Genomic DNA, 15,636 nt, shown 5'->3' on the forward strand with positions numbered 1-15,636 from the left:
CGCCGGGCCGTCCCGGCGCGGATTAAGGGTCAATCCCAGATCAGCAGGCGCACCGGCGTCGGGTTGTAGGCGTTACACGGGTTGTTCAACTGCGGACAATTGGAAATCAGCGCGATCACGTCCATCTCCGCCCGCATTTCCACATACTTGCCTGGCGCGGAAATGCCGTCGGCAAAGGTCAGCTGACCGTCGGCCGTGACCGGCACGTTCATAAAAAAATTGATGTTGCTGGCGATGTCGCGCTTGGCCAGACCGCAGTCGGCGTGACCGATGGCCAATAGAAAACTGTCGCGGCAGCTGTGCATGTGCTTTTTGTCCAGGGCATAGCGCACCGTATTGCTTTCGGCGGCACAGGCACCGCCCAAGGTGTCGTGGCGGCCGCAGGTGTCGGCGACGATGGTCAGCAGCACGTTACCCTCGCCGGACATCAATTTGGAGCCGGCGCTCAGGTACAGATTGCCCTGGTGGCGTATCGTGTCGCTGGCGCTATAGCGTTCTTCATGGTCGGCGGCACTGTAAAACAGCGTATCGACCGCCTGGTTGCCTTCCAAATCCAGGATGCGGAAGGTCTGGCCGTGCTTGATGGTATGCAGCCAGGGCTCGCCGGCCGGCAAGGTGTAATCGTAAATGGCGTTGCTCGGATCGAGCGTGCTCTCGACGATGGGCATGGTTTCGTCCTCGTTAGATCGGTGATTACAGAAAATAGCGTTCGGTATTGCTGAAGCCGCGGCCGTTTTCCGGGCGGAAATTGCGGCATTTGTCGTGTTGGTCCGGCGAGGCGCCCCGATAGGCTTCTAACAGCACCGGTTTGGGCTGGTAATGCGGATTGGGGTCCAAGGGATGCGGGCAACTGCTCAGCAGCACCAGCGTGTTCATTTCGAAGCGCAATTCGACTTGGCTGCCTGGAGCGGAATGGCCCACCTGAAATTGCAGGTTGCCGTCCGCGTCGGCTGCTATCTTGCTGAAGAAATTGACGTTGCCGACCAAGTCGCGCTTGCCCAGCCCCCATTTCTCCAGTTCGATCAACAAGCTGTCGCGGCCGTTGCGGTACATCGCATTGCGATGGCTTTGGTAGCTGGCCGTGCCGTATTTGGCCGACACTTGCGCGGCATCGGACACGCCGCATACGGTGTCGTGCCAGCCCAATGTGTCAGCGGTAAGCGAGCACAACACCCGGCCCATGTCGGAATAGCAGACAAAGCCTTCAGTCAGATGAAACGTGTGTTGCGCTTTTAAAGTGTCCGCCATGTTGTAGCGTTCGCTGCGTTCGTCGTCATTGACGAACAAAGCCGACAAGTTGGCGCCACCTTCGCAGTCGATCAGGCGCAGCCGGTTGCCGCGCCGCATCCGAAACGAGGTATGGGCGCCGCCCGGCAAAGTCTCGCTCCAAAGCAGGTCTGCGGGATTAATTGCAGCTAAAGTCATATTGGTCTCCTAATAGATTTACGGCGCCGGAACCTGACCCAGGCGCTCGAGCAGTTCATAGTCGGTCTGCATGCCGGACGTGTCGCGGATGCCGGCCAAAATTTGTTTTTTTAAGGCAATGAAGTCCGGGGTCTGCTTCATGTCCTGGTCGCGGTGGTCCGGCAACGGCACGGTGTGGACCGCGGCGATGCGTCCCGGCCGCGGCGCCATCAACACCACCCGGTGCGCCAGATAAATCGCTTCTTCCACATCGTGGGTAACGAACAGCACCGTGGTTTTTTCCAGGATGGAAACGTGCAGAATCAGATCGTGCATGACCTCGCGGGTCTGGGCGTCCAGCGCGCCGAACGGCTCGTCCATCAGCAGGATGCGCGGCCGCGCCATCAAGGCCCTGGCAATCGCCACCCGCTGCTGCATGCCGCCGGACAATTGATTCGGATAGGCGTCGGCGACGTGGCTCAGCCCCATCAAGCGGATCAGGGCGTCGGCACGGCCTTCGGCCGACTCGACGTCGCTCAGCGTCGATACGTCGCGGTGCACTTTCAATTGCCGGCAGAACTTGATGTTGTCGGTCACGCTCAACCACGGATACAAGCTGTAATGCTGGAACACCATGGCCCGGTCGATGCCGGGGCCGGCGATTGCAGCGCCATCGACGCTGACGCTGCCTCCGCTGGCCGGCTCCAGGCCGCCGACGATGCGCAACAAGGTCGATTTACCGCAGCCGGACGCGCCGACCAGCGTGACGAATTCGCCGGGCGCAAGGTCGAGATCGGCATCCTGCAAGGCGACGATGTCCGCGCCGTTGGCGACAAAGCGTTTTTGCAATTGGCGGATCTGAATGATGGGATTCGTCATCGGCGCTATCTCCGGTACAGCCAAGGGAAGCTGCGGCGATGCGCCCAGCGGAAGCATTGGTCGGTAGCCAGCCCGAACAGTCCGATCAAAATGATGCCGGCGAAGATTTTGTCGGTTTGCAAAAAGCGTTGCGCCTTCAGCACCGCAAAGCCCAGTCCGGAGTTGGCCGCCACCAGCTCGGCCACCACCAGATACGTCCAGGCCCAGCCCATCGTCACCCGAAGGGTGTCCAGAATGGCCGGTTTGGCCGACGGCATGATCACCCGCATCACGATTTCGTCGCGGTCGGCGCCCATGGTCTGCGCCGCTTCGATTTGCTCCATCGGCACCCGCCGCACGTCCTCGGCGATCATCAGCAGCATTTGAAAGAAGGTGCCGATGAAGATAATCGCGATCTTGGCACCCTCGTCGATGCCGACCCACAGCATCACCAACGGGATGAAGGCGGCCGCCGGCATGTAGCGGATGAAGTCGGTCAAGGGTTCGAACAGGGCTTTGACCGGCGCATAAGTGCCGACCAGCACGCCCAACGGCAACGCCAACACTGCCGACAATAAAAACCCGGCCACCACCCGGTAAACGCTGATGGCGACGTCTCCGAGCAAATCGCCGTCGCGCAGCCATGCCCAGGCGCTGTCCAACACCAAAGGCGGCGTCGGTAGAAACACGGGGTCTATCGCGCCGCCGACAGAGGCCCACCACCAAGCCAGCAGCGCCGACAGCAAACCGCTGATTGCAATCAGCCAATGCGTACGCCGTTCCAAACTGCCGCGTATCGCCCACAATGGTCGGCGCGGATTTAAGTTGCCAGTCATCGTCGCCACCCCGAACTAATGAGCGGCGAGCGCTTCGGCCACCAATGAAGCATCGACGCCGACCGCCAAATCCGGCACGTTTTCTATCAAACGGTTGTCTTTCAAAAAGGCGGCGATGGTTGGACCCACTGCTGCCAACGACGCCGGTTCGCTGGCCGGTCCCAAGGCTTTCAGGTTGTCTTCCAATGTGAAGAAGCGGGTGCCGGGCAGAAACACTTTGTAGGCGTCCGGTTTCATACCGACTACTTTGGCCATGACGGCAACGGCTTGGTCGGGCTGCTCGCGAATAAACTGTTGAGTGTCCTGCCAGGCTTTGATCATGCCGACCAACTCGGCGCGGTGGGTCTCGATGGCTTTCACCCTAGCCACCAGTAAATCCGGGATCAAGCCGGGCATGTCTTTGGAGGTGAATAAGGCCGTACCTTTGCCGCTGGCCTGGATATTGTTGACCCAGGGATTCCACACCACGGTCGCATCGACCCGGCCACTCAAGAATGCCGCCGCCGCGTCGCCGGCCGACAGGTTTACCGTTTTGATGTCGTCGAAACTCAGGCCGTTCTTGCTCAGCGCGGTGGCGAGCACGAAGTGGGAAATCGAATATTGTTCGAGGGCGACGGTTTTGCCTTTCAGGTCGGCGAAGCTTTTGATGGCGGGATTGACCATCAAGGCGTCGTTGCCGTCGGAATTGTCGTTGACCAGAATGGCTTTGACCGGTATGTTTTTGCTCAGCGGTGCCATGGTGTCGGACCAGGTCTGACAGTTGGCGTCCAACTGGCCGGCGGACAAGGCCGAGATCGAGTCGGTGTAATTGGCAAACCAAACCAGTTTGACCTTGGCGCCGTACTTTTTGAAGTAGCCCTTGTGTTCGGCGACGTACCAGGCCACCCAGCCAGGCCAATCGCTGACCCCAACCTTTACCTCAGCGGCAGCCGGTTTAGACAAGCAAAACAATGCCGCAGCAAGGACAAGCGCAATTAATCGGGACAGGCAGTGGGAGGAAGTAGATGTCATGAGTAGCTCCAGTCGGGTTGAAAAGCTACACGTAGAGGCGGACCGGTTTATAAAACCGTCTGACCTCCCGGGCTTTTATCCCGCCGTGTAGCTCCCCGAAAGAAGCCGGCAACTCTCGGTCGCTGACGCCCAAAATTGAGCCGGAACCCTAGTCACCATTTTGTTAAGGCGCTTTTATGATCGCGCCTCACGTGTTGTAGTTCTATACAGCAAGCTGTATGCCATACATAAATTTATATATAAATCAATAATATATAAAATAGCACCGCCTGCAAAATCCAGCGTTTTGCGTTTTAGTGGTGCAAGCAAAAATAAAATCAGATCCAACTTGGTGCACAAAATTCTAATTAAGCTTGCTTATTGGCGTTTTGGCCGGTTTGCGAAAGGCCTTGTTTTAAACAACATCTTGCCCAGCAAAGATGTCGTATTTCCCTTTGCCGGATGACACAAAATCGCCGATTGCAAGCCTCTACAATGACCGGATGTTTTCAGAGGCGTAATAACGCGCGATGCCTTCCCGAACGTCGTTGCGTAATTCATCGTCGTCCCAAGGCTTTTTGTGGAATTTGTATATTTCGCCTTTGTTAACGGCCTCAGTGATAGTGTTTAAATCGGCATAGCCGGAAATAATCATTCGCACCGTTCGCGGGTGCATGATTTTAACGCGCGACAAAAACTCCGTACCGGTCATATCGGGCATGCGTTGATCGCAAATAATCACCATGACAGGATGATTGGCCAATAACTCTAGTGCTTCTCCACCACTGCCGGCCGTCAAAATTTCATAATCATCCCGCCACAAGCAGCGCTTCAGCGCCGACATGATATAGGGTTCGTCATCCACGATAAGCACCTGCGGTTTTTGTTCATCCGAGGGGAATCGCAGTAGTGTTCCAGCCTGCAATAACTGCCGAATCCCAGCGCTGGGCAAGGGCCGGCTGAAATAATAGCCCTGTAGCTGATCACAGCGCAGCCTTCTCAGGTAAGTGGTTTGCCCCTGGGTTTCCACCCCTTCCGCGATGACGGCGAGGCCCATGCTGTGCGCCATCGCGATGGTGGCTTGCACAATCACCGCATCGTTGGCATCGGTGATGACATTGTCGATAAAGCTTTTGTCTATCTTGAGCTTGTCCACCGAAAATTGTTTGAGGTAGGAAAGCGACGAATAGCCGGTGCCGAAATCGTCAATCGACAGCTGAATGCTCAGGTCCTTCAGCTGTTTCAGCAGCGTCAGGGTCTCGCTTACATTCGTCATCAACAAACTTTCGGTGAGTTCCAATTCAATATAACGGGCCGGCAAATCGGTATCAGCAAATAACTGCTTTAGCAAATCGACCAAGCCACCCGCCTGCATTTGTATGGCAGAGACGTTCACAGCAACGGTAAAGCCTTCAGGGATTAGCCCGGCATCCCGCCATTCCTTGGCTTGCGATACGGCGCGTTTGAGAATCCAATCCCCCAAAGGCACGATCAAGCCGGACTCTTCCGCCAAAGGGATAAATTTATTCGGCGGCATAAAACCTTGCACGGGATGATTCCAGCGTACCAAGGCTTCCAAACCAATGATTTTTCCGCTGGCAAGATCGACTTGAGGCTGGTAATAAAGCTCAAATTGTTCACGCTCGATAGCGTGGCGCATGTCGTTGGTTAGTGCGATTCTGGCCAGTAACCGCTCATTCATGTCTTGCTTGAAGAAACGAAAACTGGACACCTTGTCGGCTTTGGCGTGATTTAAAGCAATCCCGGCGCGCTGCACCAACTCGCTGGCTGTTTTCGCATCTGAGGGATAAAAACTGATACCGATCTTGGCTTCCAGATGAATTTCATGCTGGGCCAGCACCACCGATTCCGTCACAGCCGCCCGCAGGGCTTCAGCAAATTGTTCGGCTGCCGATGGGCTATCGATATCCGAACAGGCAATATTAAAATTGTCCTTGGCCATCCGGGTGACAAGGCCCTCGCTGCCGGCGGCCTTGACCAAGCGGTTGGCAATGATTTTCAGCGTTTGATCGCCGATTTCGTAACCGTAGGTGTCATCAATCGTATGGAAATTTTCAATATCCAAACGCAATACGGCAATATCGTGCTGCTGATGCTCGGCTTGCGCGATGGCGGCGGCCAGCAAGTCTTCGAAGAAAAATTGATTCGGCAAACCGGTAACCGGATCGTACCGCGATAATTGCACGATGCGCTCCTGCATTTGCCGAGTTTCCGTCATATCGTTAATGATGGCCACAAATAACGGGGGCTGGTCATCGATTAATTCCAGATGAACTTCAACCGGATACTCGCTACCGTCTTTACGCCGGTGTATCGTTGAGAAATCGCAGCGGCTCTTGCTACCCGCCCGCAAAGGCGCGCACAGCTGTTCAAAGGCCTCCTCATTTAGCTCAGGGTTAATATCCAACGGCGTCATCCGTTCAAGCTCTTGTGTTGAATAACCCAGATTGTCCCGCCCACCCTGGTTCACATCAATAAACCGCAGGGTCTGGCTATCGAAAATATGGATTTCATTGGTGGATCGCGCCAACACCTGGCTGAAACGGGCGGCTTTTTTCTCGACGCGCTGGCGTTGCACGATGCGCCACAGGGCGTTCGAGATGAGCTGAACGGTTTCGACATCCAGCTCGGTATAGTCGGTCGCTTTGTTCGCCACACCGGTTAGCATCACCACTTTGCCATTCTCGATCACCGGCACGGAAATCAGCCGACGCAATTCAGGCTGCGCATCGGAAAAACCAGCAGCAGGAAGCCGGGGAAAGGCTTCTGTATTGGCGGTTACGACAAACTCTTTAGGGAGATGGACCGGTATATTATTGAAAACCGCCGGTTGGCGGTTTTTGACGGACTCACCCAAGATACCGGCTTGGCTGAGAAGAATACGGCTGTCCGCGACGGTTTTCCCACGTGGTTCCTGCCGCGCTCGAGACTCGGCCACCGGTTCCATACAGTCTTCGTCAGGATTGATAAAGTATACAAAAGCCATTTGGCTGGCAGTTAGCTCTTCCGCCAGAAGCATGCCGCGCCGGATGAATTCCGCCTCGTTCAAGTCTTCCGACGCCTTTGGCAGTTCCAACAAAGCTTGCGCACGCCGGGCCTGTAAAATCAGCTTTTGTTCGTTCTCTATACGCTGAGTGACATCAACGCCCACACCATCCCAAACCACGCTGCCATCGGCTTGCCGTTTTGGGCTGGACCGAAATGCAATCCAGCACTGGCGGCCGCTTGGCGGATTGAATAACACGCTGCCTTTATAGACTTTTAATTCCCTGAGACATTCGGCTTCCTCTTCCCGGTATTGCTGAAGCGACTCAGGCGCCATTTGCGCAAAGAACGGATTGATGTCTTCGATCAGTTGCGCGGGCTTCAGCCCGTGCAGTTTCTCCACCCCGGCGCTAATGTATTGCAGAGCGGTCCGCCCGTCCTGCCAGATTCGGTAACGATACACATAGCCGTCCGGCAGATTATCGCCCATCACCCGTAATTGATGCTCCCGCTCCCGCAAAGCCAGCTCGGCTTCGACGCGGGCGGTGATGTTATTCAGCAAACCGTCGAAGGATTCCACTTCGCCCTGCTCGTTGCGGCTTAGCCGGGTAAATTCATCAATCCATATCCAATGGCCGTCGCCGTGCAATAAGCGGTATTCCTGATGATATTCGTCCGGACCATGGGCAATGTGTTGAGCGACTTCGGCTTCGACCCGAAACCGGTCTTCGGGCGGAAGCAAATCCAGATACTTCACTTTGCCCAAGCGCAAATCCTCCGGACGATAACCCCAATCCGCGATATTGGCACTGACGTAACTCACCGGCCAATCCTCGGCGTTGCGCCAGGTTATCGCGACCACCGGAGACCGGCAGACGATGGAATCCAAGTGTTGTAACTCGGCGGTGTGCAGCTCAATCAACTGCTCGAAATGATGATTCAAGCGGCTAAGTTCCAAATGCGTGCGTATCCGCGCCCGCACTTCGTCGATGTCAAAGGGCTTGGTGATGTAGTCGGCGGCACCAATCGAGAAGCCGCGCACTTTGTCCACCGTTTTGTCCACCACGCTGACGAATAACACCGGAATCCGGGTGCCTACGGCTGTGGCCTTGATACGCCGGCACACTTCATACCCGTCCATTTCCGGCATCAGGATGTCCAGCAGCACCACGTCGGGCGGATGGGAGCCCAACACTATTTCCACCGCCTTGCGGCCGTTGTTGGCTACCAGGATGCGGTATTCCTCCTTCAGCGCCTCGGCCAATTCATGGATATTCTCCGGCATATCGTCAACCAGCAGCAGTGCCGGCCGCTCCGCTCTGATCAACATCTGTTCGTTCAAGGAAATTAGTGGCTTGCGGCGATATTGGCGCAATTCCAGTTGCGTCAGTATCCGCTGTTTCAGTAGATCGGGATTGATCGGTTTGGTGATGTAATCGGCGGCACCCAATTTAAGGCCGGCGGCCTCGTCGGCCGATTCCGACAGGGCCGTGACGAAGATGACCGGAATATCGGCCGTCATAGGATCGGTCTTCAGCCGCCGCAACACTTCGTAACCGTCCATGCCCGGCATTTTGATGTCAAGCAATACTAGGTCCGGACCTGGGGCGCGCACCGCCAGTTCCAGGGCTTTTTCGCCGTTGGTCGCGGCGAGAATGGCGTAGTCTTCGCGCAGAATGCTCAATAAAGCATGCAGATTTTCGTTGACGTCATCGACGATCAAAATACTCGGTTTGCTGTTATTCGTCTGGGACATGTTAATCTCGCTGCTCTAATGATGGCCCAGCCAGCAGGCGTTGTTGCACCGCCACCAACATAGCGATGGCTTGATCTATGTTAAACGCATCGACCTCGGCGGCAATCGCCTCGAAATCGGCTTCGAACTCGCTTCCGGCCGTACCCTTGCGTAAATCGCCGATTAACGCTTCGGCTGCGCCTAAATCGCTTTCCAATACAGCCATTAAGCGGGTAATTTTAGCGCTTATGGCCTCGACCGATAGCGGTTGTGCCGGCAATGCGGCCGGCGTCGGCGGCGGGGTAAGACTATCGATGTCGGTCATCACTTGTTGCAATAAGTCGCGCAGCTGCTCAATGTGTTCCGCGGCAGGCCGTTGCTGTTGTTTAAGCCCGGCATCGATGCCGGCAATGCACTCGTAAAACGCATTGGCGCCGATATTGCCGGCTACGCCTTTCAAGGAATGACAATAATTTTCAGCGGCCGTGAGATTATCGGTTTGCAATATACGCTGTAATTCGTCTACTGCGTTGGCGTAATGTTCGCGAAACCGTCTGAGTTGTTTACGGTAAGCCGCTTCCTTTCCGCCGATGCGGCGAATACCCTCGCTGACTTGCAAACTTTGCAGGCCCAATAACTCGGGAGAACAAACCACCCGTGCCGGCGCTTCATTGACCGCATAGGTCTCTGCCAGCGTATCGGTAGAAGCGGCAGGCAGCCATTTTGCCAAACAGGAAAACAAGCTTTGCGGTTCCACCGGTTTGGTAATGTGGTCGTTCATGCCGGCCGCCCGGCTTTCCTCGGCATCGCGGGCCATTGCCAACGCGGTCATGGCGATAATCGGCAAACTGGCGAAGCGTTCTCCCCCCGCTTGCCCGGCCAAAGCGCGAATCCGCCGCGTGGCCTCCAGACCGTCCATCACCGGCATCTGGATGTCCATCAATATGCAATCGTACTGATACCGCTGCACCATCGCCAACGCTTCTTCCCCGTTCACCGCCTCATCCGCCGCGATATTCATACTGCGCAACAATTCGACAGCAAATTCGCGATTGATGGCGTTATCTTCTACCAATAAAACGTGGCGGCCAAGCAAATTCGGCGGCGTCTGAGCGGCGGCATACGGCGACTCCTGCCTGTCTAGGACGTCGCTGCGCCCCAATGCCGACAGCATGCTATCCAACAGTGACGACGGCGAAACCGGCTTGATCAGAAAACCGTCCACCCCGGCTTGGTGTGCTAGCAACATCACGTCTTCGCGGCCGTATGCGGTGACCATGATCACCTTAGGTTGCAGCACAATGGCCGCATCGACATGAATCCGCCGGGTCGCTTCGTCGCCATTCATGCCGGGCATCCGCCAGTCCATCAACACCAGATCGAAGGGATGCTCGGAAGCGGTTTCCAGTAAACGAATCGCAGTAGCGCCATCCCCGGCAACGCTGACGTCCAACTGAAAAAATCGCAACATTTCCGCGAGTATTTCTCGGGAAATGTCGTTGTCGTCGACCACCAGCACCCGGATGCCTTTCAGTAAAGATCCGGTCTGATCCAGCAATTCCCGGCGACGCGCTTCGGCCTGTTGGGCAATGTGCAGTTGCACCGTGCAACAAATCGTCGTGCCCTGTCCGGGTTGCGAATCTTCCAGCCAGATCCTGCCGCCCATCAGTTCCACCAGATGCTTACTGATCGCCAACCCCAAGCCGGTGCCGCCAAACTTCCGGGTAGTGGACTGATCGGCCTGGGTAAATTTCTGAAATAAACGTCCTTGCAACTCACGATCCATGCCGATGCCGGTATCGCGAACCGAAATCTGCAAAATCACCGCGTCAGCCTTTTTGCTGAGCATCCGGAACGCCAATTCCACTTCCCCGCGTTCGGTAAATTTGATGGCATTGCCGCACAGGTTGAGCAGCACCTGTTTTAAGCGTAGCGGATCGCCTCTTAAGGTGGCGGGGATATTCACATCGTAGCGAATTAAAAACTCCACGCCTTTTTGCTCAGCCTGTAGGCCGATAGCGTCGGTGAGTTGCTCCAGCACTCTATCCAGCGCAAACTCGGTAGACTCAAATTCCAGCTTACCGGCTTCGATTTTAGAGAAGTCCAGAATATCGTTGATGATACCCAACAGCGAATGCGCGGCGCTCTGCGCCTTGGTCAAATGGTTGTGCAAGGTTGAGGGTAAATCCTGCTTCAGCGCCAGATACAACATACCCAAAATCGCATTCATCGGCGTGCGGATTTCGTGGCTCATATTGGCCAGAAACTGGCTCTTCGCCAGCGTAGCGGCTTCCGCAGCCTGCCGGGCTTGTTCCAGTTCTACGGTGCGCGCCGCCACCAGCTCTTCCAGATGGTGGCGATAAGAATCCAGTTCGCTCTCTACTCGTTTTTTCTCGGTAATGTCCTCCTTAATGGCCAGATAGTGAGTGACGGCACCGTCCGCTTGCCTTACCGGCGTGATCTGCGCCCATTCGACGTATTCGCTGCCGTCTTTACGGCGGTTAATCAATTCACCGGACCAGCTTTTACCTTGGGTCAGGGTATGCCACATCTCGTCGTAAGTGGCCTGACCGGTGTGCCCGGATTGCAGGATCCGCGGATTTTGGCGGATGGCTTCCTCGCGGCTATAGCCGGTGACCGCCGTAAAGTGCTGATTGACGTACTCGATTTCCGCTTGCAGATTGGTGATGACGATGCTGTTGGGGCTTTGCTCCACCGCAAGCCACAGTTTGCGCAGTTCCGCTTCCGCCTGTTTCAGTTCGGTAATGTCGGTAATCACCGCCACCCGACAGTCACGCTCGGAAAAATGGATGTCGTGCGAGCGAACGATGATGTCGATTACCCGGCCGTCTTTAAGAAGATGCTGCCACTCGCCGATATAGGCAAAACCGCGCAGACTGGCCGCCAAGCTTGCAATGGCTTGTCGCTGCTGTGCAGGGAACAGATCGGTGAGTTTGAGTGCGACGATTTCCGCTTGGCTGTAGCCATATAACTGGATAAACGCATCATTCACCGCGACCATGGCCAGCGTTCCGCGCTCGTAGACCAACATCGGCGCCGGGTTGTGATCAAAAAGGTGGCGGAATTGTTGCTCGATCTGCTTGCGTTCCGTAATGTCCGACCAAATCAGGGACAAATAATTACGGCCTCTGATTTCAATCACTTTGATGCTGACATGGACATTCAACAATGTACCGTTCTTGTGACGGCGCAAGGTATCAAATTGCGCACCGCCGGCTTGCATGAAATCATCCGCTATCTGGCGAACCTGGGCAGCGTCGAATTCGCCCTGAATATCCGGCAGGCGCAAGCCAGCGAATTCCTCGCGGCTATACCCCAAGTGTTGGCAGGCAGCATCATTGAATTCGATGAACTCGAAAGTTTCCGCGTCAATTAGCGTAATCGCATCGGTGGCCTGCGAGACGATGGCGCTGAAAATCCGCTCGCGATTTCTGGCTTTTTCCTCGATGATCCGGCGTTTTATAAAGCTACTCACCCGTTCCGCCACGGCATCGAGCAAGAGTCGTTCTTCGCCTAAAAACTGATCGTCCGGATGCTCGGGCTGCGGTTGCAGATTAGCGACCGAGATACTGCCGGACGCTATACCATCGATTTGAATGGGTACGGTCAGTAAGCTGCTGGAATTTTTGAAATGGCCGCTGAAATAGCTTTGGCCGTCCCATTCCATGCGGGCAGCGGTTGCTTCGGGACAAAGCCAACCGGCAGGTAACAAGTCAACAACGCGCTGTAGCACCTCCGGCAAAGGCTTTTCTAAATCCTCGGTGGCGCGAAAAACCGCGTGCAGACATTTTTGTTCCTTGATGCGCTCATTTAAGGCGATCTGCGTTGCATGCAGCTGGCTAATATCTCGGGCCATGCCCAGCACGCCGATCAATTTGCCGTCGCAGGAATTAACCGGGGTTTTAATGGTTTCGTAGAGTGCTTTATGCTTGCCGTCGGCATAGCTTATCCAGTCCTGATTGCGGATAGGCTCGCCGGCGGCCATGGCTTTAGCATCCTGTTCGCGGTATTTATCGGCTTGTTCGCGGCTGACAAAATCGTAATCGGTCTTGCCGACGATAAGCTGTTCAGGCTTGCCGTACAGGGGTTCGAAGCTCGGGTTACACAGCAGGTAAACGCCGTCGGGATCTTTCAGCCATATTTTGTCGGGCATGGCCTTTAACAAGGTGCGTAGCAAATCTTCTTTTTCGGCCAAGGTTTCCAAGGCCCTTTGCCGCTCGGAAAAATAGCAGGCTAACGCCATGCCCACTACCGATAGCACCACCATGAAAAACCAATAGTTGATTTCGTGATTATCGCCCAAGCTGGGATCGGTCAGGCCGGAACGTCGCCAAACCAAGCCGAACATGGCCTGTGTGGCGGTAACGACCAAAATCAGCGTGGTAGCGCGGCTGCCAAGACGAACAGCCGCCCAACTGACAAATAGAAATATCCAGTAACTTTTCGCGTAAGCGCCGAGGCTGTCGTGAAACCAGTCGAGAAACACCAACTGCCCCACCAAAAAGTTCAGCGCAATAATCATCATGGCTTCGCTGAACGCTTTAGCCCCCTGCAGCTTGCAGGCACTGTTAGTCCAGACCAAAATCAGCGGCGTAACCAATATCACGCCCAGCGTATCGCCCATCCACCAATGTAGCAGCGAGGAAAGCACAGCTTCCTCGCCGATAAATCCGCCAGCAAACAAAGTCAACGTGCCGATTGCCGCAGTCAACGAACAAGCGACAACGCCGCCTACACTTATCAGCACCAGATAATCGCGCAGCGTTTTCAGAGAACGGTCGAAGCCGCGGATGCGCTGCAGCAACCAAGCGCCGGACCAGGCGCCGAAGGTACTACCGATTGATATGCTGGTCGCGCTCAATAACGCTTTGCCTTGCCACAGATTAAGCGCCAAGGCCCCGATGAATATTGCCCAGAGATAGTGGCGGCCGCCCAGCAAAATGGCCGCCAATGCCAGCCCGCTGGCAATAAAAAACACACTGGCACTGCCATTGGGCGCGAAATACAACAAAGCCAATCTGGCCGTTACGATATAAAGCCCGGCAGCAGCTATCCATCTCAGCCATGCAGGCGCCATTGCTTCACGCATAAACCCTCCTCGTGCTGAGAGTATAGCGACTGCCTGGGGGATTTCTAATTTAAATAGCCCGGCTGCTTATTGGCCGGGTTCTTAAACGTTGTCGCACCCGCGCCGGCAGGAGTGTTTATTTGTAAGTAGGCTTACCATCGCCAAAGGCGTTTAAAGATACTTCGAAGTAGAAGAAATTGCTCGGTTCGCTGGTATAAGAGCCCTGCCCGCCTTGCGACACGCCTACGGCTCTGGCTTCGGTGAAGTCGCCAGGGGTAAATCGTGCATAGCTCATGCTCCAATCCACATAGGCATTCAGTTTATGGCGCAGGCGAATATCAAACTCGTGTCCCAGGAAAGTCCCGCTGCGGCCCGTGGTATCGCGCAAGCCGGCCCGGTTCCAGCCTCCGGCCGCACTTTCCTCCCAGTAAGCGTTGTAGCCGGTATCGATACGCACGTCTTTGTAGGGCGAAAACTCCAGTCTGGCCTTCGGCGCGATGATATTGTCCCAGGAGAAATAATCGTTTCGCGACCAGGGTTGGTTAAAGCCGTAGAAGGCATCAAAGCGTTGGTTGATATTGTCGCCGGCGTTTTTATCGCCCGTGCCGTAGCCGTAATAGAGACTGGCGCGGGGTTTCCAATCGTGATCGAAGCTGTAACCTAATTCCAAAGAGTAGGCCAAGGCGTCGTGCTGGCGTAAGGTCTCCCGCGTCCCGGACAAGGAACCGAAGCGTCCGAATTGCTTGTTGATGTCGGCATCGAAATCAAAGCCGCCGCCGAAAAAGCCATAAGCCCTAAGACCCGGCGCATAAATATCCATACTGGCCTTGCGATTGGCTGCCACCCGGTTGGCGGGATCACCGTCGGTTTTGCGACCCAGGAAATAAGGCTGGATGGTGACAAACTCGGACCATTGTTTCAGGCTGAGTACGGCACCGTAGATCCAGGTGTCTTCATCCGGTTGGTCGAATTCGTATTTGTAGCGCTCCACCGGTTGCAAGGCAAAAGTATCCAAATCCCAGTCATTCTGTTTCTTGCCGAAGTGTACTCGATAACCTTCGAAGTTGTTGGTGGTATTACGGAACTCGTTGTTACCAATCAAACGCCTATCCAGCAATTCCAAGTGCATACGGCCGGCACGAATGCTGAGGGGCCGGTTATGGCCTAAGGCATCGGCGAAATACAACTCACCATAGCCCTGGATCATCTCAAACTCGTTCACATCGGCATCGGTTTTGGGGTACAAACCGTTATAACTGCGCGCATCCTCCATTTCGACTGCAAAGCGTAACGGATCGAGGATTTCTTTGATGCCGACGTAGGCGCGGGTCCTGAGCAGCCACAGGTTATCGGCATCGGGCCGCCACTCTGAGGTGCCCGAGCGTTGCGGCCTAAAGTCGTTTTCGCGGTATTCGTAGCGGGTCCGAAAATCCAGCCCGACATCCAGCCATTTCACATCGCGAAATTGCTCGAACTGGGTTTTACTCAAATTGCGCACGTACAAAGGCGGATCGGTTGGCGCAGGTTCGACGCGATAGCCTTTGGTCGGGACATAATAATCTTCGGCGTTGACCAGGGCCGGCCAAGCCAGCAACAAGCCAAGTGCACCTGCTGCCCGTACTGTATAAATTAAAGGTCGTTTCATGTGGGTAACTGTGGGTTTAGAGTAGTTAATGGCCGGTACACAAAAAGATTCTGCTCATCTCGCCGTCCTTGGG

8 protein-coding genes and 1 riboswitch are annotated in these 15,636 nt (G+C 55.3%); all 8 genes read right to left on the reverse strand.

The window, feature by feature from the left end; genetic code table 11:
- Positions 1-29: 29 nt before the first annotated feature.
- The 8 genes from JWZ98_RS12715 to JWZ98_RS12750 all read right to left on the reverse strand — a co-directional run bounded on the left by JWZ98_RS12715 (position 30) and on the right by JWZ98_RS12750 (position 15,563).
- Positions 30-668, reverse strand: a complete 639-nt coding sequence (locus tag JWZ98_RS12715; protein WP_033156386.1) for an urea amidolyase associated protein UAAP2 — start codon at positions 666-668, stop codon at positions 30-32.
- 25 nt (positions 669-693) lie between these two features.
- Complete coding sequence (locus JWZ98_RS12720) at positions 694-1,425, reverse strand: urea amidolyase associated protein UAAP1 (protein WP_205450319.1); 732 nt, start codon at positions 1,423-1,425, stop codon at positions 694-696.
- Positions 1,426-1,443: 18 nt separating this feature from the next.
- Positions 1,444-2,283, reverse strand: a complete 840-nt coding sequence (locus JWZ98_RS12725) for an ABC transporter ATP-binding protein (protein WP_205450320.1) — start codon at positions 2,281-2,283, stop codon at positions 1,444-1,446.
- A gap of 5 nt (positions 2,284-2,288) precedes the next feature.
- Entirely contained in the window at positions 2,289-3,098 is an 810-nt protein-coding gene (locus JWZ98_RS12730; RefSeq protein WP_205450321.1) for an ABC transporter permease, read from the reverse strand.
- A 15-nt stretch (positions 3,099-3,113) separates the two neighbouring features.
- Positions 3,114-4,109, reverse strand: coding sequence for an ABC transporter substrate-binding protein (locus tag JWZ98_RS12735; protein ID WP_205450322.1), 996 nt, complete (start codon positions 4,107-4,109; stop codon positions 3,114-3,116).
- Between the two features lie 62 nt (positions 4,110-4,171).
- Positions 4,172-4,272, reverse strand: a riboswitch (guanidine-I (ykkC/yxkD leader).
- Positions 4,273-4,578: 306 nt separating this feature from the next.
- On the reverse strand, positions 4,579-8,850 hold the full coding sequence (locus JWZ98_RS12740; protein WP_205450323.1) for an EAL domain-containing protein: 4,272 nt from the start codon (positions 8,848-8,850) through the stop codon (positions 4,579-4,581).
- A gap of 1 nt (position 8,851) precedes the next feature.
- Entirely contained in the window at positions 8,852-13,939 is a 5,088-nt protein-coding gene (locus tag JWZ98_RS12745) for a PAS domain S-box protein (RefSeq protein ID WP_205450324.1), read from the reverse strand.
- Positions 13,940-14,054: 115 nt separating this feature from the next.
- A complete protein-coding gene (locus JWZ98_RS12750; protein ID WP_205450325.1) occupies positions 14,055-15,563 on the reverse strand; it encodes an alginate export family protein in 1,509 nt (502 codons plus the stop codon).
- Positions 15,564-15,636 lie beyond the last annotated feature (73 nt).

It is taken from the genome of Methylomonas sp. EFPC1 (assembly GCF_016925515.1).
Lineage (GTDB): Bacteria > Pseudomonadota > Gammaproteobacteria > Methylococcales > Methylomonadaceae > Methylomonas > Methylomonas defluvii.

Excerpts from the sequence above, each read along its gene's own strand:
- JWZ98_RS12715 (WP_033156386.1), bottom strand. The coding sequence starts at position 668 with ATGCCCATCGTCGAGAGCACGCTCGATCCGAGCAACGCCATTTACGAT.
- JWZ98_RS12720 (WP_205450319.1), bottom strand. The coding sequence starts at position 1,425 with ATGACTTTAGCTGCAATTAATCCCGCAGACCTGCTTTGGAGCGAGACT.
- JWZ98_RS12725 (WP_205450320.1), bottom strand. The coding sequence starts at position 2,283 with ATGACGAATCCCATCATTCAGATCCGCCAATTGCAAAAACGCTTTGTC.
- JWZ98_RS12730 (WP_205450321.1), bottom strand. The coding sequence starts at position 3,098 with ATGACTGGCAACTTAAATCCGCGCCGACCATTGTGGGCGATACGCGGC.
- JWZ98_RS12735 (WP_205450322.1), bottom strand. The coding sequence starts at position 4,109 with ATGACATCTACTTCCTCCCACTGCCTGTCCCGATTAATTGCGCTTGTC.
- JWZ98_RS12740 (WP_205450323.1), bottom strand. The coding sequence starts at position 8,850 with ATGTCCCAGACGAATAACAGCAAACCGAGTATTTTGATCGTCGATGAC.
- JWZ98_RS12745 (WP_205450324.1), bottom strand. The coding sequence starts at position 13,939 with ATGCGTGAAGCAATGGCGCCTGCATGGCTGAGATGGATAGCTGCTGCC.
- JWZ98_RS12750 (WP_205450325.1), bottom strand. The coding sequence starts at position 15,563 with ATGAAACGACCTTTAATTTATACAGTACGGGCAGCAGGTGCACTTGGC.